The following is a 21525-nucleotide window of genomic DNA, read 5'->3' as shown; positions in this document are numbered from 1 at the left end:
AGAAACTCCGTCACTGCCAAATTCAGCCCGACAGTGCGAAGAGCACAAACCCTATTCAGAACTATCGGCAGGAAGGACCCCTTTACTGTAGCCAATAAAAAGCACAACACGCTGACTATCACAAACACCTTTGATACTCGGTAATGCCCCGACCTTGAGTATCGACCCCTTTTGATACGAAGATCGAAAGCCATGAGTCCCTTGCCAGAAAGACTCTATATATGACAAATACACCTGCGTGTGTTTGGTTGAAAATGATCAACTCAATAAGTGCCTGCTTGGAATAACATCCATGACCAGAACGAGTCCGAATAATTTCAAGAATCGATATAAAACAAGGTTCACATCACATTTACAAGATTCATCATTGAAAATGTTGCTCTTATTGATCGGTTCTACCGCTAAACACTTCTTATCCCACCCTCCGTAGCACCTGGTTTATGAGTATTCGTGATCATTCAAGGAATATTGTGGAATTTTTTGCGCCACTTGCCTTGACCCAGTGAGCATGACGCATTATTATCGGGGGTTCGTTAACGTCACGCGCAGCCATGTGGCTGCTATTGAGTATAGTCGTCATGAAAAGAACGTTTCAACCGAGCCGGATCAAACGTGCTCGCACCCATGGTTTCCGCGCACGTAAAGCTACACGCGGTGGCCGAGCTGTGCTTGCATCACGTCGTCGTAAGGGCAGGGCTCGCCTTAGCGCTTGAGGCGGCTGTTAGTGCCGCACCCTGACGAACTGTCAGTTTGCGGCTCTTCACTGTCGAACGATCGGGAGGCTGATGTTGAGGCCTCCCAATCTGCTACCAACTATAGCTTCACTCGATCAGCCAGACTGCTGACGGCCGGAGACTACAGTGAGGTTTTCAAGCAGAACAAACGCTACTCCGACAACTACTGGACTATCCTGGTTCGACGTGATGATTTGCGTTCACCCAGATTAGGCTTGGCTATTGCCAAGAAAAGAGCCAAGCGAGCAGTTGATCGGAACAAGATCAAGCGAGTAGCGCGAGAAGCGTTTCGCTATCAGCAGTCGACACTGGCAGGGCTGGAAATGGTGGTTATGAACCGAGATGCTGCAACAAAGGCTTCTACAGCTGATTTGCGCGCGTCCATTGATGCCCTGTTTCTGAAAATGAGAGCTGGCTTGCGAAAACAACCGCAGTCGCGCGCCCTTACAGAATCAAAAAAAGCTAGCTGATGCTTCGGCTCATCGCCTTTTATCGACGCTGGGTGAGCCCCTTATTGCCGCCTCGATGTCGATTTGTGCCTAGTTGCTCGCAATACGCTGCGGAAGCAATCGAAACTCACGGTACACTACAGGGCGGCCGGATGGCTCTGCTGCGAGTTTGTCGTTGCCATCCATTTCATCCGGGTGGTTTCGATCCGGTGCCGCAACCCAAGAATCAGCCCATGGAGCACGGTGAGAGTATTTGCACCGCGCACACCAATTCTCCCTCATTCGACCAATCTAAGAGTTAATGGAAACCCAACGACTGCTGTTGTACCTCGCATTCGGTTTTCTAAGTCTGATTATCTATCAGACGTGGATGCAGGATTACCACTCGCCGGCACCTGTGGTGCAAACCTCCACTGCTGTTCCTGGAGCAACGCCTGTGACGGGGACGCCGACAGGCGATTCCGCCAACAACGCTGCTGACATGCCGGGTGCGGTTGCAGGTGCGCCGGCGACGCAAACCGCAGCTACTGCTGCTGCCGATATCCCCGTTGTCTCTGTATCTACTGACGTATTAGACGTCAAGATCAGTGCATTGGGTGCCACCATCTCCGGTGTTGAATTGAAGGATTATCCAATATCCGTCGATTTACCAGAGTCAGCCTTCCAGCTGATGAGCGACGATCCGCTGCACTATCTGGTAGCCGAGTCCGGTTTACAGGGCAAGGCCAATGAGCCTGCGCCGACGCATCGTGAACTGATGAGTACGACTGAGTCCAGTTACGCGCTGGCAGATGGTCAAGACACGATAACTGTGCCATTTGTCTGGGAGTCCGGCAATGGCATAACCGTTACCAAAACCCTGACCTTCACTCGTGGCCTCTATGAAGTCGGTGTGGAATACGTGATTGATAATGGTTCCGGTGCAGATTGGACCGTCAACCAGTATCGACAGCTGAAGCGAAAGCCGGGTACCAAGGACGAGAAGCAACAATTCGTCAATACCTATATAGGGGCTGTCGTCAGTAATGAAGAAGATCTTTACACCAAGATCAAGTTCGGTGACATGGAAGATGAAAATCTGAGTGTTTCCGTGACCGACGGTTGGGTCGCCATGATTCAGCATTATTTCGCAACTGCCTGGATCCCCACAGTCGGTGAGCAAAATACGGCCTACAGTCGCTATCTGCCACAAGAGAACCACTACCTCATCGGTATGGTTTCCGGCAGTCAGGTCATTCCAGCAGGTGGGCAAGGCACATTCAGCTCCAAGGCTTTCATCGGTCCCAAGGTTCAGGACAAGCTGGCCGCCGCCGCTCCACACTTGGAACTGACGGTTGATTTTGGTTGGTTGACGATCATTGCAGATCCTCTGTTCTGGCTACTCAAGACCATTCATGGGCTGATTGGTAACTGGGGTTGGGCGATCATTTTCACCACCTTCATCATCAAGGCAGTGTTCTACAAACTGTCCGAAGCCAGCTATCGCTCGATGGCCAGAATGAAGTTGTTACAACCTAAACTGGCCTCCTTGAAAGAACGCCATGGCGATGACCGGACCAAGATGGGTCAGGCCACCATGGAGTTGTACAAGAAGGAAAAGGTCAATCCATTAGGCGGCTGTTTGCCCATGGTGATCCAGATTCCGGTTTTCATTGCCTTGTACTGGACATTGCTGGAGAGTGTGGAATTGCGCCAGGCGCCATTCATGCTCTGGATACAGGATCTGTCACTGCGCGATCCGTTATACATATTGCCGGTCATCATGGCGACGACTATGTATTTCCAGCAAAAGCTGAATCCTGCTCCGGTTGATCCGATCCAGGCCAAGGTGTTCCAGTTCTTGCCATTGATTTTCGGTGTCTTCTTTGCCTTCTTCCCAGCGGGTCTCGTGCTCTATTGGGTAGTCAATAACAGTCTGTCCATTTCCCAGCAGTACTACATTACTCGACATGTACTGGGTGAGAAGAACAACAAGGGCGGCAAGGGTAAGAAGGGTGGCAAGGGCGACAAAGCCGCTGCCAACGATGAAGACGTCAAGCAGTTGGATGTTGATGGTGACAAGGACGCTGGTGTTGATTTAGGCAAGGACGAAAAGTAGGTCGTCTTCGTTCAGTTAACCATGAAGGTCGTTTTATCTCGTGAATGATAGTGGCGATACCATAACGGCCGTTGCCAGTGGCGCAGGGCGCGCTGGTATCGGCATTATCAGGATCAGTGGGCCATTGGCCCCGCAGATAGCCCAGGCTATTTGTCAGCAGGCTTTGCCAGTGCGCGAAGCCTGCTATCTCCCTTTTATTGCCGATGACAGTTCGGTACTTGATCGTGGGATAGCGCTGCTCTTCGAAGCACCGCATTCATTTACCGGTGAGCATGTGCTGGAACTGCAAGGTCATGGTGGCCCGGTGGTACTGGATATGGTCATGCAGCGAGTTCTGCAGTTGGGCGCACGAATCGCCCGGCCTGGCGAATTTTCAGAAAGAGCCTTTCTCAACGACAAACTCGACTTGGCGCAAGCCGAGGCTATCAGCGACCTGATAGACAGCAGCAGTGTTGCGGCGGCGAAAGCTGCCGTGCGCTCGATGAGTGGTGAGTTCTCCGCACACGTTGGTGCAATTCAGGAAGAGCTGATTGCCGTGCGCGTCTGGCTGGAAGCAGCGCTGGACTTCAGCGAAGAAGATATCGACTTTCTGGCCGAACCCGCTCTGCAACAGCGAGCCGTGAATCTTGTCAGCGAGTTTGATAATTTGCTGGCACGTGCCGAACAAGGTCAACGCTTGCGTGATGGATTGACGATTGTCATTGCTGGCGTGACCAATGCAGGAAAGTCCAGTCTTTTGAATGCACTGGCTGGTGCCGATACCGCCATTGTTACCGATATTGAAGGAACGACTCGAGATGTATTGCGAGAGGAGATCAATATTGATGGTGTGCCCTTGCATGTGGTGGACACCGCGGGTCTGAGAGCAACCGACGATCAAGTAGAGCTTGAAGGCATCAGGCGCGCTCGGGCTCAAATGGACAACGCCGATCACGTATTGGTGATTATCGATGCAACACGGCCAGCACTACCGGATATCGAACTCCCCGAGTCGGTCAGGCGCACTGTGATTATCAACAAGAGCGATCAGGTAGATGAGACAACGCTTGCTTCGCTGACGCAGCAATTCGACGCAAGCTTTTGCATTTCTGCCAAGGTAGGTGACGGGCTGGATGCACTAAAAGCCTATTTGTTATCACTGGCCGGTCACGACAGCGCAGTTGAAGGTGTTTACAGTGCACGCCGTCGTCATCTGGATGCTCTCTATCATGCTCGTGAAGCTACCGATGCTGCTCTGTATCGCTTGCGTGAATCAAGCATGCCGGAGCTTGCTGCTGAAGAGCTACGACTGGCGCAGCGCTCACTGGATCAGATAAGCGGAGTCTTTGACAGCGAGGATTTACTGGGGCGAATATTTTCAGATTTCTGCATCGGCAAATAGATATTTCATTAGATACCATTTGAAAGCTGATTATTCATGGATTAGAGATCGCGACGAATGAGGGTAGAGCTTAAAGCCTAAAGCCAAGAGCCAGGAAAGCCGATAGTAGGTGGTATTAAACGTCCATAGTCTTGATATACCAACCCTGCTCACAAAATCCAAAATGACCGATGCCCCAAGACTAGGATTGCAAAGCAAACTGGCCATCTGGCTGTTGGTGGTGCTCATCCCTGTTGTGGTTGCCGGTACTGCCTGTTTGTATACGATCAATCTGCGACTTTCACAAAGAATCGAAGCTGATCTGATGAATACTCGTCGGCTTGAGGCTGCGCGTATCACCGAGGCTTTGGCGAACTACAAAAGTGATGTTGAGTCCCTGGTTGCCGGTAGGGATGTTGTTGCTCTGGTTTCCAGAATAGACAAGGCACAACGTGATCCATCAGTATCTGGCATCACTATTGATCGATATAACGGGTTTGACACTATTGATCCGCTCAGCGATAAGCCGTTACAACAGCTAGTAGACGGGCTCGACGAAAAGGCGCGTTCGGTTGGTTCCGAAGTAGTTGAACTGAAGCTCTCGGATATGCAAGGCAAAGTGTTAGGTTCGACTGCTGGCTTTGCCTGGGAGCCCTATGATCGGGCTATTGTTGCGAAGGCCATTGCTCAGCAGAAAACACTTTTTGGTAACGCATTCAGAGCGAATAGTGGTGAGCATAGGATGGGCATGGTGTCTCCGGTCTATGATCTGAGGCGTGAAATTATTGGAGTCTTGCAGGTAGAGATGCGTCTTGAGCCGATCGTTGGCCTGGTCGTTGCGCACGAGGGCTTTGGCGAAACCAGTGAGGCGCATATTGCACAGCCCACTGTAGATGGTGATGCGGAGTTTATTACCTTGTTGCGTTTCAAACGAAAAGCAGCTTTCAATAAAATCGTGCCCAAATCCAAGAACTTGCCTATCAACTGGTCGCTGGAGTCTCCTGGAGGTCAGCTTGTGCACTCACCGGATTACCGTTCGATCGATTCCATACTGGCCATTGAAACGCTGCCAGAGACTGGCTGGGGCTTAGTGGTGAAAATTGATGCCGTTGAAGCATTCCAACCCGTTGCTGAGGTCCAGAGAATCGTATTGATAGCAACAATTGCGCTGATGATGGGCGTTGTACTTGGCTGGATACTGTTTTTGCGACCGTTGGGACAACGCATGCAGAGGCTTTCAAAAGCTGCAGATCGAATTGCCAGTGGTGATCTGCATTCTGCCATTGGTGATTCGTCGGTGGATGAAATCGGTATGACATCGCGTAGTATCGACAAACTGGCGAAGGATCTACTTGAAGATATCAACCGACGGGCGCACGCTGAGCAACAGCTTTTGTATCGAGCTCATCACGACGAGTTGACCGGGCTTTTTAATAGGATGAGAGGCAATGAGCTCATCGAACTGCTGGATCAGAAGCGATCAAAAATCAAGGATCGCGCAATACTGTTTCTGGATTTGAACGGCTTTAAGGCGATCAATGATCAGTTTGGCCACGATGTGGGAGATCAGATACTGGTAGCGGTTGCCAAGCGACTCAAGGAAATTATTGGTGGTAATTCGGCATTGATTCGCTGGGGTGGCGATGAATTTGTCATCGTGGCTCTGGGAGCGGATGCAAGGAATGTACACGATATAATAGAACGCCTTAACAAGATGTTTTCTGAAGCATTCTTCCTGCCCTCTGGCGCTCACAACGTTGGCTGCAGTATCGGACTGAGTGCCGCCAATGACAGAAGCTGCAAGCTTGACACTCTTTTGATAGAGGCGGACGCGCGAATGTATGAAGACAAGCAGTTGCGCAAGGCTTCCTGAGGTTTCATGCACTAGTTCAAAAGTAGCGCGTGGTATGGGCGATTGAAATGGATAGCTGATTTTACAAGCTCTGAGTACTGTTTGCATGTCGCCCTTTGCTCACAGAATGATTCAGAATGAATTGTTGCTATACTCGTCTTAGTTGTTGCTAATGATTCTCATTTGTATTAATATCTCATTCATCAACTAGCGCTGGTGTTCCACCTTCTGAGTGGGGCGCGCAGCCGAATGTCAGCCAGCCGGTTTTTTCATACCAGCAAGCCAGCAAATACACTCGGATTTTCACATGCACAAGCTGTGGTTCGGGATGCCACTGCTTGGTCTGTCACTGGCGTTTCCCACCTCGTATGCCAATACCGATGACATGGTATTGGATACCCTGGTTATAACGGGCACTCGTACAGAGCGTAAGCTTCTGGACGTGCCCGTACGCACGGAAGTAATCAGCCGAGAGAGTATCGAGCAGTCCCATGCGCGTGATCTGTCTGAAGCGCTACGCCTTCATCCTGGCGTATTGCTGAAAGACATTCATGGCAAGAACGGCACTGAAGTTTGGATACAAGGTTTGAATTCTGACCGAGTACTGGTACTGCTCAATGGTCGCCCGATAAGTGCTTCAACCGGTTCAACCGTCGATCTGACTCAAATTGCAACTGCAGACGTTGAGCGTATCGAAATCGTCAAAGGCGCATTGTCTGCGCTTTATGGGAGTTCCGCGATGGGGGGAGTGGTGAATGTCATCACTCGTGAGCCTCAAGGGCCTGCCAGTTACGAGCTGCAGATTGATACCGGTTCTTTTGGTGACAAAAAACTGGAAGGTGATGGCGTATTGGGCCGGCGGCATGTGAATGCCTCTGCAAGCAGAGTTGGGAGCCATTACAAAGCCTCCCTTATGGCCGATATACGTGATTCCGACGGCTACGATCTTGATCCGGATACCTACTCTTTTGATGGTGGCCGTGGCAGCAAACTGAACGTTGTTGCCGAAATATCATACCTGCCAACTGACAGGAGCACCTTCACATACAGCACATCCTGGTATGACGAAGATACGGACCGTAACTTCAGTACCTTTGCTCCGGGACAAGGTGATATCGAGAAGCTGGATATCGAGCAGGCAACTCGATTCAATCAGACTTTGTCATGGGAGCATCAATTTGGTGAGGGCAAAAATCTGAAGGGTTTTATTCTGAGTGAAAAATTCTCGGATATTACCGAGCAGGATGTTGTCCTCACGCCTGTCGTTGATCAACGACGCATCGCCGAGATTGATACTCTCCAGGCAGAATTGCAATTTGACTGGCCAATATCAGAGAGTCAGATGTTGACGATGGGTGCTGTTGGTATCAAGAGACAACTTGAGCAACGACAGGAGCGTTCAGCTGCTAGTGAAATCATACAGATCGATGAAATAACGCCCGGTGCCGAACAGGACAATATCGAATTGTTTTTCCAGAACGATATATTCGTTGGGGATCGGTGGGAGTTGGTGCCTGGCTTGCGATATCAGAATGATAGTGATTTTGGAAGCCATCTGGCTCCCAAGATCAACGTTCTGTATACACCGGTCTTTGCTCCGAAACTCAATCCACGAGTACGGTTTGGAATTGGTAGTGGCTACAGAGTACCTAATCTGAAAGAGCGGTTCTACTTGTTTGATCATAGCTCTAATGGCTATGTTGTTCTTGGTAATACGTCTTTGAAACCCGAAAGCTCAGAGAGCATTCAAGCAAGTTTCGAGATGTCTCTGAACGAATCCACGCGAGCAGAGATAGCGCTCTTCCACAATCGTTTCGAGGATCTGATATCCACCAGCCTTGATGCTGAATCCAGTGATAGTCAGCAATTGCAGGTATATCGATACGACAATATTTCATCCGCACGCACACAGGGTTTTGATGTGAGTGTTGTACACAAGCTGGGTGAGCAATGGAAACTTGATGCAGCCTATACGCTACTTGATGCTGAAGATCTTGAAACGGGTCTGTCTCTGACTCAGCGCCCCGAGCATCAGATAAACCTGGGTGTCGAGAGAAAATTCAGTGACCTTGGCTCGTCGTTGAATTTAAAGGCAGGTTGGCAAAGCGAACAATTTGTCGATCAGGAAAATGAAACCAGATCACCTGCGTATACCGTGGTGGATATCAAATATACCCAACCAGCAGGGAAGCACCTGACTTGGTTTGCAGGTATCGAAAACCTGCTTGATGAACATCTGGAGCCCTCATCGGGTGGTAGTGATTTGCGGCCCAAGGAGGGGCGCTTTGTTTATGCCGGTCTGCGCTACAAGCATTAGTTTTTCAGCTATCTCGTTTTAACTCTCAACGGACTTCACTCATGAATTACAAATACAACCGCTATTCGCTGATCACGGCGTTGACACTCAGCCTGACTCTTCTGGGAGGTTGTAGTTCAGACAGTAATGACAATACCGATACGCCTGCAGCCGATGAAGGTGCGGGTGCGGGTGTTGGAGGAAACGTTCCTGCTGATGAAGACGTGAGTGGAAACGATACGACTGATGAAGGCGGTGATTTGCCAGTACAGTCAGAGATCAGAACTATTGACATCGATGCGACTGCCGGTGGTTATGGAACGGATCCTGATGATCCTGCGAACAAATGGACCTATTTCAATCTTGATACTGCTCAGGTTATGGAGCTCAGTGACGAGGAAGCCGAGCATTCAACGCAATGGCATATGGCATTCAAGCGTGTCGGTGTCAAAGTCAATGGAGGAGCCTCGGGGCCAGGTACATCTGAAGCCGCTGTAATTGATGCGCAATTGGGTTTTTATGATGATCAGGGTGAGCCTGACGTGACTGTATTCACGGCAGCTTCAGCAGAATCAGAAATATCGGCATTGGAGAGAGCTGTAGATAGTAGTACGCTTGCATTCTCTTCAGATAGTCACACAGCTGCATTAGGCAGTGATGGTCTGGACCAGTCAGCTAATTGGTGGTTGTATGACCCATCCGTTCACAGTGTCAATGCGAACACCGAAGCCTGGTACATAGTAAGAAGCTCATCAGGTGAAAGTTATGCGAAGTTGCATGTGACTGACATTGTGATGGCAGAGAAACAAATCAGTGTGGAGATGTTCGTTCAGGCACAAGGCGAGAGTACATTCAGTGCAGCGCCGGTGGTTTGGACAGCTGTTATTGGTAGTGATGATGGTTCAGTTTGCTATGATTTTGATCAACTCATGCAAGTTGCTTGTGAAGATTCTGCAGATACCTGGGACATACAGTTCGAGGTGACAGGTGGCGGACGAAGCTGGAATGCCTGGGTCAATGGTGGTGATATACGGGGTGCTGGAATAGAGGGTGCTGTTTTTGGACCATTAACAACAGTCGCACAGGAAGAGTTTGACACAGCATCTGCAGTGCCAACCTGGTTTACGGATGAGTCTGGTGGTGTCTTTGAGGAAAGTAGTTGGTATGCCTATAGCCTGGAAGGAAATAACCGCATCTGGCCTAATTACCGTGTATACGGTGTTGATACCGGAGAGACAAAGTACAAGCTCCAGATTCTCAGTTACTACGATGCGGCAGGCACGAGTGGTGCGTTGACGTTTCGCTATGCTCCTATGGATTGATCTCTACAGGCAATGGGGAGAAATATCATGAGCTACCTGGAATCAGAGCATACAGAGGCACAAACCTGCATGTCGGGAGTGGATAATATCTGCTCTGACTCTACCGGGAGGCATGTTGCGTTCAATACGAACGTTGAATCGGCGGTGAGCGATTCAACGTTCGCTGTCCTGGACGATGATTTTTTTCTTTACCTGGGACGATCAGGTTGTGAGCATGACAGTTTGTCTATTCCAGTTATGAGCAATCTGATGTTCATTGAAGACGAGTTAGCTTCACCGACCGTATTTTCGACAGTGAATAAAGCGGATAGTCGTTTGAATATGTCAATTCAGAGTGCCGTGACAGAATTGTATTGTTTTCAGAGTTTGCGAGGTATTCAAAGGTGGTGCCGTGCTGTCTTGCATAGATGCTTGTGCGTGGCAGCTTCGAGGCGGCGCAACAAACAGTTCATGGATTCAACCGTGGCAAGGCCAAAATAATGACTTACAAGAGAGTTTTCCACGCAACGCGCGTTGTTCTGACCCCGTGCTTTTTTATCTTTTTTGGAACGCTGTCGATTAGTCATGCAGAGCAACCGCAGCGAATCGTTTCTGCGGCTGGCTCATTGACAGAAATAATCTATGCGTTGAATCTTGAAGAGAGGCTGGTCGGTGTGGATACCACTAGTCAATGGCCGGTAGAAGCTTTGGAAATTGCGCAAGTCGGGTATCAAAGAGCACTGTCAGCAGAAGGTATTCTGGCATTGGCCCCTGATGTCGTGTTGCTCACCGCAGATGCGGGTCCACCTGAAGTCTTGCAACAGCTGCAAGACTCTGGTTTGAGAATGGAGTCATTTCCACGTGATTACTCACTGGAAGGTGTCTATGCCCGAATCGAAGGTGTTGGGAATCTGCTCGGTAAGATGGATGCGGCAAACAAACTGATTACAACCATGAAATCTGACGCTGCGAAACTTCAGGCCAGTATCGCCGGACGCCAGTCCCCTGGTGTGGCGTTTTTGCTGGGAACCGATGTGGGTTCATCCATGGCGGCGGGCAATGATACTTCCGCGCACGCGATGATCACTCTGTCAGGAGCTCGCAACGCTCTGGGCGACTACCAGGGATATAAACCCGTTAATGCTGAAGCATTGATTGAGGCAGCACCTGAATTCCTGATTGTGGTTAATCATGGTGACGATAATGATACTGCTGATATCGTCAATGCGACGTTAGCTTTACCAGGGGTTGCATTGACTCCTGCTGGCGAGAATCTCCGTATCATTGTCATGGATGCTCTACAGTTTCTGGGCTTTGGACCTCGCACAGTCGAGGCTATGGAGCTGCTGGCGCATAAACTATTCGAAGCAGATTTTCAGCAACAGAATGAGTAGTCATTCAGGCACCTTGTTGCATCGACTACTGCTACCGGTACTGGTACTGACATTGCTGGTAGTGGTGGTGCTTGCGCTGGCGGTCGGTGCAGTGCCTGTACCCATGCACAAGGTTGTAGGGGTCTTGCTCAGTGGCGCCGGACTGCCGCTTGATATGGAATTCACATCAACCGAAGCAGCGGTTGTACAAAATATTCGACTGCCAAGAGTCTTGATGGGATTGCTGGTAGGTGGCAGCCTTGCCGTCTGTGGTGCAGCTCTGCAGGGTTTGTTTCGCAACCCGCTCGCGGATCCTGCGCTGGTGGGAGTTTCCAGTGGGGCGGCATTGGGCGCAGTGTCCGTCATTGTGCTGAGTCAGGGCATTCTCCAACCACTGGCGCAATTGCTGGGCCTCTATTTGTTGCCATTGGCAGCCTTTATAGGCGGTGTAGTAACAACGTTGATTGTTTATCGATTGGCCCAATCTGAAAGAGGTGTGCCTGTTGCAACCTTGCTATTGGCAGGCATTGCGATAGGTGCACTAAGTGGTGCAGGCACCGGCTTGCTGACTTACTTGTCAGATGATTTTCAATTACGTACATTGACTTTCTGGACGATGGGTAGCCTTGGTGGAGCGACATGGTCCAAGCTGGGTGTGGCTGCCGTTCTCATGCTGTTGTCCATCATGTTGATTCCGACTCAGGCGCGTGCGCTCAATGCCATATTGTTGGGGGAGTCCGAAGCGATGCATCTGGGTTTTGATCTGGAAAGAGTAAAGCGCCGTCTGATAGTGCTGGTTGCCCTTGGTGTCGGAGCTGCGGTATCCGTATCGGGTATTATCGGTTTTCTAGGCTTGGTGACGCCTCATCTGATACGCCTGCTCGTTGGGCCTGATCATCGCCAGCTTCTGCCAGCCTCGGCTCTGGCAGGAGCGATCCTGTTGTTGCTGGCAGATTTATTTGCCCGCACTGTGGTTGCGCCCAGTGAGCTGCCAATCGGAATTGTTACGGCACTGGTCGGTGGGCCATTTTTTCTCTGGCTTTTAATCAGGTTTCGCAATCAAGGCAGTGTGGCAGCATGATCAATGCTGAGCAGATGTTTCTTCGGGGCCGGGTGATACCACGTGTGAACAAGGTTTCTCTGACTCTGCATCCAGGTGAGGTTCTGGCTGTACTGGGGCCCAATGGGGCAGGCAAGTCGTCGGTATTGAAGTTGTTGACGGGTGAGTTACAGTGCCATGAGGGACGAGTTCTGATTGGAAATACCGATATTCGAGATATGGATGTCGGTACGCTTGCCTTGCATCGTGCGGTTCTACCGCAAGAAAGCATGCTGGCCTTCAACTTCAGGGTGAGTGATGTTGTGATGATGGGACGTAGTCCGCATCGCGGCTGTAGTGAGAGTTTCAATCAAGAGCTTGTTGCATGGGCCATGCAAATTGTCGGCGTAGATTTACTGGCCAATCAACATTATATGGATCTGTCAGGCGGGGAGCGTCAACGAGTGCATCTGGCACGTGTGCTGGCGCAGATTGGCAGGACACCTCCAACAGATTGTTATCTACTGCTCGATGAACCTACGGCGGCTCTGGACATCACTCACCAACATCTGGTGTTGACGCTTGCCAGGCAGCTGGCGAGAACGTTACGTATCGGGGTGCTGGCCATACTGCATGATTTGAATCTGGCAGCACTCTACGCTGATCGAATTGCCTTGCTCAAGGATGGCTGTTTAGAGGCAATTGGTCTGCCTGAAGACATTCTGACCGCTGCCCACCTCAGATCCGTGTTTGATGTGGAAGCCAGCGTACTGGCTCATCCGCATCGCTCGGAGAGATTGATGGTTGTAACGGGCTGAGTGTGATGTATTGAAACGTGAAGACGGGTATTTTGCCATCAAATCTTAATGAGAATCATTATTGTTTGTAGTAAGATGAATCCAGAGCCATCAGGCAGTTTTCCCGGAGTGGGCTTCGCAATCTGTTTTCAGCCTTGTGTGAAACCAGAGGATCTTAGCAAGTCCAGAAGCGATGAGAGTTAATGTGATCAGCAAACTATCCAGATCCAGCGTCGGTCAAATCGTTCCCGCAATCGAGGAGCCTGGCGACGGGCAGAGCCTGTCTGTCAACGACAGTATCAAGGCTGTCGACTTGTTAGGTGGGAGGCGTACTTTGCGAATCAAGCATCAGGGAGCGGAATACGTATTGCGTATCACGCGTAATGAAAAGCTCATCTTGACCAAATAGGCTGAAATTCAGAGCTTTTTCATCGGCTCGGAGCTACATTGCTCCAAGTCGATTCCACGATTCTTTAGCTAAGCCGTGCTTTCAGCGCGGCTTGATGCCTGCACGACTTCAAATCCCTCAAACTGCGGATGCTCTAAATAGACATCTCCATGGCTACCAGCACCTTTATGAGCTTTTTTGAATGCCTCGGAATGTGTCCAGGCATCGAAACTTTCCTTCGAACGCCAGACGGTGTGTGAGGAATAGAGTGTGTAGTCTTCAGCTTCGGGGCCGCGCAACAAATGAAACTCCTTAAACCCCGGAACTTCATTCAGGTGAGAATCCCGAGATTCCCAAATGGCTTCAAAGGCTTTTTCACTACCGGGACGAATCTTGAACCGATTCATGGCTATGAACATGATGATGAGTCTCTATTAGGTGGTATCAGCACTGTGACACTCAAATGCTAATGATTATCATTATGATTCATTGGATTCAAAAACTCAAGAAACTGCAGTCAATTCACGATCAAGCTGGCTTCTGACATTCCTGAGAGTTGTTTCTTTGCTTGCCTCATCGTCGAAGGCGGCAACCGTAGCGGTAGACCGGGCGATTCTGGCATCAGTCAATCAGTGTCAGCATGGCGAATTGGCGACCCTCACGGCTTCGACGGCAGGGTGAAATTCTGCTGCATTGAATTGCATGGATGCAAGCTTTGCGTACAGGCCATTGCCGGCCAGCAATTCCTGATGATTGCCGGACTCGATGATCCGGCCTTCGTCCATGACCAGAATTCGATCAGCATTGACGATCGTGGCTAGTCGGTGCGCGATAACCAGTGTGGTGCGACCACTCATGGCACGCTCCAATGCCATTTGAACCTTGCGTTCACTTTCAGCATCCAGGGCACTGGTTGCCTCATCCAATAGCAGCAGTGGCGGATTCTTGAGCAAGGCTCGGGCAATGGACAAGCGTTGGCGTTGCCCGCCAGACAGACGCACGCCTTTTTCACCCAGGTAGGTGTTGAACCCATCGGGCAGACGTTCGATGAAATCCAGAGCCTGAGCATCACTGGCAGCCTGGCGAACTTCCTCATCGGTGGCGTCCGGCTTGCCGTAGCGCAGATTGGCATAGACATCGTCCGAGAACACGACGCTGTCCTGGGAGACGAAGCCGATGGCTTCGCGTAGTTCGTTCAACTTCAAAGAGTCGATGGCACTATTGTCGAGCGAGATGCTGCCAGAGCGCGGATCATAAAATCGCAATAACAATTGCAGGACCGTCGTTTTGCCAGCGCCTGATGGTCCAACCAAGGCAACGGTCTGCCCAGGTTCGATCGTGAAGCTCAGTTCTTCCAGGGCCTGCTCGCCAGGGCGACTGGGGTAGCTGAAATTGACGTTGTTGAAGTCCACTCGCGCACCAAGGCCTGCCACATCAGCCGTGCTGCTTGCGACAAGAGATTGCTTGCCCGAGGCAATGGCAGGTTGCGCATGCAGTAGTTCCAGCAGTCGTTCGGTGGCACCAGCGGCACGTTGAACATCGCCCAGAACTTCAGCCAGTGCGCCGGTAGAGCCTGCTACCAAAGCGGCATAGAGCATGAATTGAGTCAGCAAACCGGGTGACATACGGCCATCAATAACTGCCTGCGCACCGAGCCACAGCACGAATACGATAATGCCAAAGATCAGCGTAATCGCCAGGGCTGTCAGATAGGAGCGATTACGGTTACGACGAATGGCGCTATCAAAGGCGGCATTGGTGGCCTGAGAATAGCGATCACTTTCCATGTTTTCACGGACATAGCTTTGTACCGTGGACATGGCATTGAGGGTTTCATTGGCAAGTGCACCGGTATCGGCCAGCTTATCCTGACTGTCTTTGGAGAGTTTGCGTACACGGCGTCCGAAAACCATGATGGGGACGACCACCAGGACCAGCAGTCCGACGATGATGCTGGCCAGATGCGGGCTGGTCCAGATCATCAAACCCAGAGCGCCGACAAAGAGTAAGGAATTACGCAGGCCCAGTGAAATGCTGGAGCCGATCAGGGACTGGATCAGTGTCGTGTCGCTGGACAGTCGTGATTGCACCTCACCGGTACGCAGTGTTTCAAAGAACACCGGGTCTTGTCGAAGTACCTGGGAGTAAACGGCCTGTCGCAAATCTGCTGTGATGCGATCACCCAGCCAGGAGACGCAGTAATAGCGAAGGGCCGTTGCCAGTGCGAGTATCAATGCAACCGCGAACAAACCCAGAAAAACACTGTTCACTTGCCCTGCCGCAATTCCCGAGTCTGCCATTGCAGTGGCGCTTGCAGAGGCATCCGTGGCCACGTTTGCCGGTAGGCTGAAGCCACGATCAATCAGAAATCTGAAAGCTGTCGGTATGGTGAGCGTTGCCGCTGCGGCCACCAGCAGTGCCGAACCTGCCAGGATGACTCGGCCTCGGTAAGGTGCCATGAATGGCAACAAGCCAGAAAGCGTTTTCCAGGCAGATTTTTCTGCAGGTGCAGTTGTCTGGGTTTCAGGATTTTCTGTGGAGTTGGACACGGTAGCTGGAAGCTCGGTAATGTCAGTGCTGGGAAGGCAGTGTAGGGTCACAATTGGCTGTCCGGTGGGCTGGCAGCGAGGTTTGAGTCTACATAGTCGGTTGATGGCACTGAAAGTAGGGGTCAATGCGACCTGTGGCAAGGTTCTATCCACGCCCGACACTTTCAATCAGTGCCCATAGCTCTATAATGGCATGCTGTAGCGAGCGAGTATCAACATGCAGTACCCAACAGTCTTTGACGTGATCGTGGTCGGTGGTGGTCATGCCGGCACAGAGGCCGCATTGGCGGCAGCGCGGACCGGTGCCAGCACATTGCTGCTGACTCATAATATAGACACCCTGGGTCAGATGAGCTGTAACCCGGCAATCGGTGGTATCGGCAAAGGGCATCTGGTTCGGGAAATCGATGCACTGGGTGGTGCCATGGGTATGGCTGCAGATCAGGCCGGTATCCATTTTCGCACGCTCAATTCGCGTAAGGGCCCCGCTGTACGGGCGACCCGTGCGCAGGCTGATCGGCAGCTGTATCGGGTAGCAATTCGCAAAACTCTGGAAAATCAACCCAATCTGACTTTGTTCCAGCAAGCGGTCGATGATCTTATTCTGACGCCCGTTTCTGGTGCAGGCTCTGCAGAGGTGCAGGTCACGGGTGTCATTACTCAGCTGGGTGTGCATTTCCACGCAAGAAGCGTTGTCATGACTGTGGGTACTTTCCTGGCCGGCAAGATCCATGTCGGTGAAGCTAATCATGCCGGTGGGCGTGCGGGTGATCCACCTGCCATGACGCTGGCGCACCGATTGCGAGAAATGCCATTCGAGACTGGGCGCCTCAAGACAGGGACGCCGCCACGTATTGACGGTCGTACTATTGATTACAGCACCCTGCAGGCTCAGCCCGGTGATACTCCGCGACCGGTGTTTTCCTATCTTGGCAGCGTGGATGATCACCCCGAGCAGGTTCACTGTCATATAACCGAGACCAATCAGCGTACACACGACATCATTCAGAACAATCTGCACCGATCACCCTTGTTTTCGGGTGACATCGAAGGTGTCGGTCCGCGGTACTGCCCGTCCATCGAGGACAAGGTTGTACGCTTCGCCGATAAGGACTCACATCAGGTCTTCATCGAGCCAGAAGGGCTGAACACCCATGAGGTCTATCCCAATGGCATTTCAACCAGTCTGCCATTTGATGTACAGATCGAATATGTGCAATCTATGCGTGGCTTTGAAAAAGCGCATATCACCCGCCCGGGCTATGCCATCGAATACGATTTCTTCGATCCACGTGGTTTGCGAGCCTCGCTTGAGACCAAAACCGTGGCTGGTTTGTATTTCGCTGGGCAGATAAATGGCACTACCGGCTACGAAGAAGCGGCCGCACAGGGATTGATTGCCGGACTCAATGCCGCCCGTCAGGTCAAGGGTCTGGATGCCTGGACGCCGCGTCGCGACGAAGCCTATATTGGTGTTCTGATTGATGACCTTATTACGCGTGGTACGCGTGAGCCGTATCGCATGTTTACCAGTCGTGCTGAATATCGTCTGAAGCTGCGTGAAGACAATGCCGACTTGCGGCTGACTGAGTTGGGTCGCCATATGGGTCTGGTCAATGATTCGCGTTGGCAGGCTTTCAGTGAGAAGGCCGAGGCAGTGGAATCCTTGAAAGCAACTCTGCAGGGTTTGTGGGTGCGCAAGGACACGCCAGAAGCTGCTGCCTTGAATGAACACACCGGTTTGAGCCTGTCACGTGAGAGGCGATTGACTGATTTACTGAAGATGCCGGAAGTCAGACTGGCTCAGTTACTGGAAATCGTGTCACCTGATTTGGCTAGCTTGCCTGCGCAAGTCATCGATCAGGTTGAGATTCAGGGCAAGTACGCCGGGTATCTGGATCGCCAGCAGGCCGACATCGACAAGACCCTGACGCAACAAGATATCGTTCTGTCAGACTCGCTCGATTACGCAACGGTTGGTGGTTTATCCAATGAGGTGCGACAGAAGTTTACCGAGCATCGCCCGGGCACCATCGGCCAGGCCTCACGCATTTCGGGTGTAACACCGGCAGCTATCTCTTTGCTGCTGGTACATCTTAAAAAACAATCACTGAAAAAAAGTGCCTGAAACCTTCCTGACGAATTGCCTGTGATTGCTGAAAGTGAATTGAACGAAGCTCTGGAGCGTGGTCTGCAGCAGCTGGCAGGCTTTGGTGTGCCAGAGATACCGGCCAGTCAGCGCTTGCAGCTGGTGTCGCTGGTTGCCTTGTTGTCGAAATGGAACAAGGTGTACAACCTGACGGCGGTTCGTGATCCGTTGACCATGGTAGATCGACATTTGCTGGATAGTCTGATCATGAGTCGCTGGCTGCCAGCGAGCAGCGCTGCCGACGATTCGCAGTACGACGTCATGGATATCGGTACTGGGGCGGGGTTGCCGGTATTGCCGTTGGCGCTGGTGCGACCGGATCTTCGGTTTTTGTCGATCGAGTCCAATGGCAAAAAAATACGGTTTCAGCAACAGGCATTAATGGAACTTGGCGTGCGTAACGTCACCGTTTTGCATGATCGTGTAGAAAACGTGACAGATTCTGCTCATATGGTCTTGTCCAGAGCCTTCACGGCGCCTGTCGACTTTCTGAAAGTGGCCGAGCCTTTATGTGCACCAGATGGCCTTGTCGCAGTAATGCTGGGTCATGCCGAACGTTTACCAGTGTCCCTGGGCTCCGCTTATACCTTGTCAGAACTTGTTCAGGTTGACGTTCCCGGCACAGATTCGGCAAGACATGTCGCACTGTGCCGACGACAGCACGGATAATGGATTACACTGCGCCAATGAGCCGAATTATCGCCGTAGCCAACCAGAAAGGCGGAGTTGGAAAAACCACCACGACTGTTAATCTGTCTGCTGCACTTGCCAGCATGCAGAAACGGGTCTTGTTGATTGATCTGGATCCTCAGGGAAATGCAACCATGGGTTGCGGTATCGACAAGTATGAAGTCGAAGCCGGAATATTCGAGGTGCTGGTCGACGGAATGTCGGTCAAGGAGGCAGCACAGAAGTCTCCTGAAAATGGCTGTGATGTGTTGCCGGCCAATTCGGATCTGACAGCGGCTGAGGTGGAGCTGATGAACATGGAGCAGCGTGAACAGCGTCTGCACCAGGCTCTGGAAGTCGTCAGAGATGACTATGACTTCATTCTCATTGATTGCCCACCTTCGCTCAACATCCTTACACTGAATGCATTTGTCGCATCGGACAGCGTGTTGGTCCCTGTTCAGTGCGAATATTATGCGCTGGAAGGTTTGTCAGCCTTGCTTGAGACCATTGAAGGAGTACGTGAAAGCGTTAATCCGGATCTGGCTATCGAAGGTTTGCTACGCACCATGTACGACGGTCGCAACCGTCTGGGTATCGAGGTGTCTGCACAGTTGATTCAGCATTTTGGCGATCAGGTTTTTCGCACGGTCGTGCCACGTAACGTGCGGCTGGCCGAGGCGCCGAGCCACGGTATTTCCATCATGCAGTACGACCGTACCTCGCGTGGCGCTCTGGCCTACCTGGCGCTGGCTGGTGAAATACTGCGCCAGTTAAGTCGGGCAGCGAAGGCTGCCGCTGCTGAGCCTGTTGCGGCAGCAGTTGTAGATCCAGCGGAAGTACTGGAAGCATCAGAAGCATCAGAAGGCGAGCCGGTTGTTGACTCCGCCGCGGAATTGCCTGCTGCTGAGCACCAGGAGTCGCCTCAGAAGCCGGTCGATGGTGATGTTGTTGAAGCACCGCTTGCTGACGCCGAGCATCTGGATATCGGCATGCCCGATCAGTCCGGGAATGCAGGCGAGCAGGACGAAAAACACAAAGACTCTGTGCAATCGGCCAACATTCCACCGACTGTGACACCTGATACCGAATCTGCCGATGGCTAAACGACCCCGCATGGGCCGCAATCTGGATGCCTTGTTAGGTGGTTCCAGTCGCGAAAGAGCCAGCAAGCCCACAGAGTCGCCGGCAAATCAGTCAGAACCTGCACAAAAGCCGGTCGCACCTGTTGATGAGCCGACTCAGAAGACGGTTGAGGCAGCTCAGTCGCCAGCAGCTGCGCAAGGCCCGGCACAGGACATCAACTCCGATGCAGTCAAGCAGTCTGAAAGCGTAAACACTGCAGGAAGCAAAGCTCAGTCGGGACAATCACAACCTACCGTTGATATGTTTTCGGCTCCGGAATCGAACGCTAAGGCATCTGTGCCAGCGACCGAAAAGTCGGAAGTTGCGGCAACACAGCCTGATGTCACGGTTGCAGGTACCAGTGATCGCTTCCGTATGGTCGGCGTTGATCAGATTCGGCGTGGTAGTTACCAGCCAAGACGTCTGTTCGACCAGGAGTTGTTGCAGGAACTGGCAGACTCCATCAAGGCAGAAGGGTTGATTCAGCCAATTATCGTGCGACCCTTTGCGGGCGCTTTTGAGCTTGTGGCTGGCGAGCGTCGCTGGAGAGCGGCTCAGTTGGCCGGTATGGCCGAAATCCCCGCCATTATTCGTGACATGCCTGATAAATCTGTAGCTGCGGTGTCTGTCATCGAAAACATACAACGCAAAGATCTCAACCCGCTGGAAGAGGCCGCTGCCTTCGAACGGTTGTGTGATGAATTCGGTATGACGCACAAGGCTGTCGCCGAATCCGTGGGGCGTTCACGTGCTTCGGTCACCAACCTCATGCGACTCCTGGAGTTACATGATGAAGTCAAGGTGCTGGTTGACAAGGGCGAGCTGGAAATGGGCCATGCACGGGCCATACTCGGTGCGCCGCGTGATCGACAGCATGCGCTAGCCAAGGAGGTGATCAAGAACGGGCTCACTGTGCGAGCTGTGGAAAAAATGGTTCGAGAGATCGCAGAGGAGGGTAGTGAGGCTCCGACTCGCAAGTCTGCAGCCATTGCCGATCCGGATATTGAAAGATTAAGCAAGAAGCTGGGTGAGAAGCTGGGTGCAAAAGTACGCATTCAGCACAAGTCGACCGGCCGAGGCAAGCTTGAGATCAATTACGCTTCGGTGGCGGAGCTGCAGGGCATACTTGCACATATAAAGTGAGTGTTTTGATCGCCTGACCAGTAAACGGGTTATCTGCCCTTCACTTGAATGATGTACATGCCGTTATCGACAAACAGTTAATAACTCCCTGCCGATTGTCGAAGTACAAGCTACCAGATGCATCATGGAGCACTATAGGTGCTGAGCTGGTTAGTATTGGTAAAATCTATAATAAACAATCGAATGGATAACGGTCTTACAGA

General features: G+C 51.6%; 17 protein-coding genes and 1 pseudogene. 16 read left to right on the top strand and 2 right to left on the bottom strand.

Features of this window, described 5'->3' with window-relative positions; genetic code table 11:
* Window positions 1-578: 578 nt before the first annotated feature.
* The 12 genes from rpmH to hemP all read left to right on the top strand — a co-directional run bounded on the left by rpmH (window position 579) and on the right by hemP (window position 13708).
* The gene (gene rpmH / locus IMCC3135_RS33825; RefSeq protein WP_088921606.1) at window positions 579-713 is read left to right on the top strand and encodes a 50S ribosomal protein L34; all 135 of its coding nucleotides are present in this window, start codon (window positions 579-581) and stop codon (window positions 711-713) included.
* Between the two features lie 11 nt (window positions 714-724).
* On the top strand, window positions 725-1204 hold the full coding sequence (gene rnpA / locus IMCC3135_RS33820; protein ID WP_157736521.1) for a ribonuclease P protein component: 480 nt from the start codon (window positions 725-727) through the stop codon (window positions 1202-1204).
* On the top strand, window positions 1204-1485 hold the full coding sequence (yidD, locus tag IMCC3135_RS33815) for a membrane protein insertion efficiency factor YidD (protein WP_088921604.1): 282 nt from the start codon (window positions 1204-1206) through the stop codon (window positions 1483-1485). The genes rnpA and yidD overlap by 1 nt, the downstream gene beginning before the upstream one ends.
* Window positions 1485-3281: a membrane protein insertase YidC gene (yidC, locus tag IMCC3135_RS33810; protein WP_088921603.1), complete on the top strand. Its 1797-nt coding sequence runs from the start codon at window positions 1485-1487 to the stop codon at window positions 3279-3281. Before yidD ends, yidC begins: the two co-directional genes overlap by 1 nt.
* 40 nt (window positions 3282-3321) lie before the next feature.
* Window positions 3322-4662 (top strand): tRNA uridine-5-carboxymethylaminomethyl(34) synthesis GTPase MnmE, encoded by a 1341-nt coding sequence (gene mnmE, locus IMCC3135_RS33805; RefSeq protein WP_088921602.1) that lies wholly within the window; start codon window positions 3322-3324, stop codon window positions 4660-4662.
* Window positions 4663-4825: 163 nt separating this feature from the next.
* Window positions 4826-6514, top strand: coding sequence for a sensor domain-containing diguanylate cyclase (locus IMCC3135_RS33800; protein ID WP_088921601.1), 1689 nt, complete (start codon window positions 4826-4828; stop codon window positions 6512-6514).
* 286 nt (window positions 6515-6800) lie between these two features.
* Window positions 6801-8810, top strand: coding sequence for a TonB-dependent receptor plug domain-containing protein (locus tag IMCC3135_RS33795; protein WP_157736520.1), 2010 nt, complete (start codon window positions 6801-6803; stop codon window positions 8808-8810).
* A gap of 41 nt (window positions 8811-8851) precedes the next feature.
* Complete coding sequence (locus IMCC3135_RS33790; protein WP_088921599.1) at window positions 8852-10111, top strand: HmuY family protein; 1260 nt, start codon at window positions 8852-8854, stop codon at window positions 10109-10111.
* A 479-nt stretch (window positions 10112-10590) separates the two neighbouring features.
* Window positions 10591-11484, top strand: a complete 894-nt coding sequence (locus IMCC3135_RS33785; protein WP_157736519.1) for a heme/hemin ABC transporter substrate-binding protein — start codon at window positions 10591-10593, stop codon at window positions 11482-11484.
* On the top strand, window positions 11477-12544 hold the full coding sequence (locus IMCC3135_RS33780) for a FecCD family ABC transporter permease (RefSeq protein WP_088921597.1): 1068 nt from the start codon (window positions 11477-11479) through the stop codon (window positions 12542-12544). The genes IMCC3135_RS33785 and IMCC3135_RS33780 overlap by 8 nt, the downstream gene beginning before the upstream one ends.
* Entirely contained in the window at window positions 12541-13320 is a 780-nt protein-coding gene (locus IMCC3135_RS33775; protein ID WP_088921596.1) for a heme ABC transporter ATP-binding protein, read from the top strand. Before IMCC3135_RS33780 ends, IMCC3135_RS33775 begins: the two co-directional genes overlap by 4 nt.
* A gap of 184 nt (window positions 13321-13504) precedes the next feature.
* Complete coding sequence (gene hemP, locus IMCC3135_RS33770; protein WP_236994718.1) at window positions 13505-13708, top strand: hemin uptake protein HemP; 204 nt, start codon at window positions 13505-13507, stop codon at window positions 13706-13708.
* Between the two features lie 68 nt (window positions 13709-13776).
* Here the strand turns inward: hemP and hmuQ are convergent, their stop codons facing one another.
* Window positions 13777-14106 carry a heme-degrading protein HmuQ gene (gene hmuQ, locus IMCC3135_RS33765; RefSeq protein WP_088921594.1) on the bottom strand — a complete coding sequence of 110 codons (330 nt, stop codon included), beginning with the start codon at window positions 14104-14106 and terminating at the stop codon, window positions 13777-13779.
* A gap of 216 nt (window positions 14107-14322) precedes the next feature.
* Complete coding sequence (locus tag IMCC3135_RS33760; protein WP_236994717.1) at window positions 14323-16287, bottom strand: ABC transporter transmembrane domain-containing protein; 1965 nt, start codon at window positions 16285-16287, stop codon at window positions 14323-14325.
* A gap of 166 nt (window positions 16288-16453) precedes the next feature.
* On the opposite strand from IMCC3135_RS33760, the gene mnmG reads away from it, so the two are divergent.
* From mnmG to IMCC3135_RS33740, 4 genes and pseudogenes are all read left to right on the top strand, one after another.
* Window positions 16454-18364, top strand: a complete 1911-nt coding sequence (mnmG, locus tag IMCC3135_RS33755; protein WP_088921593.1) for a tRNA uridine-5-carboxymethylaminomethyl(34) synthesis enzyme MnmG — start codon at window positions 16454-16456, stop codon at window positions 18362-18364.
* Window positions 18365-18385: 21 nt separating this feature from the next.
* Complete coding sequence (gene rsmG / locus IMCC3135_RS33750) at window positions 18386-19054, top strand: 16S rRNA (guanine(527)-N(7))-methyltransferase RsmG (protein ID WP_157736518.1); 669 nt, start codon at window positions 18386-18388, stop codon at window positions 19052-19054.
* A gap of 17 nt (window positions 19055-19071) precedes the next feature.
* Window positions 19072-19827, top strand: a pseudogene (locus tag IMCC3135_RS33745) (ParA family protein); the annotation flags it as partial.
* Between the two features lie 325 nt (window positions 19828-20152).
* Complete coding sequence (locus tag IMCC3135_RS33740; RefSeq protein ID WP_088921590.1) at window positions 20153-21322, top strand: ParB/RepB/Spo0J family partition protein; 1170 nt, start codon at window positions 20153-20155, stop codon at window positions 21320-21322.
* Window positions 21323-21525: the final 203 nt, after the last annotated feature.

Source organism: Granulosicoccus antarcticus IMCC3135, assembly GCF_002215215.1.
Taxonomy (GTDB): Bacteria; Pseudomonadota; Gammaproteobacteria; order Granulosicoccales; family Granulosicoccaceae; genus Granulosicoccus; species Granulosicoccus antarcticus.
Note: the sequence above shows the minus strand (reverse complement) of the source record. Positions and strands in the feature narration are given on the sequence as shown.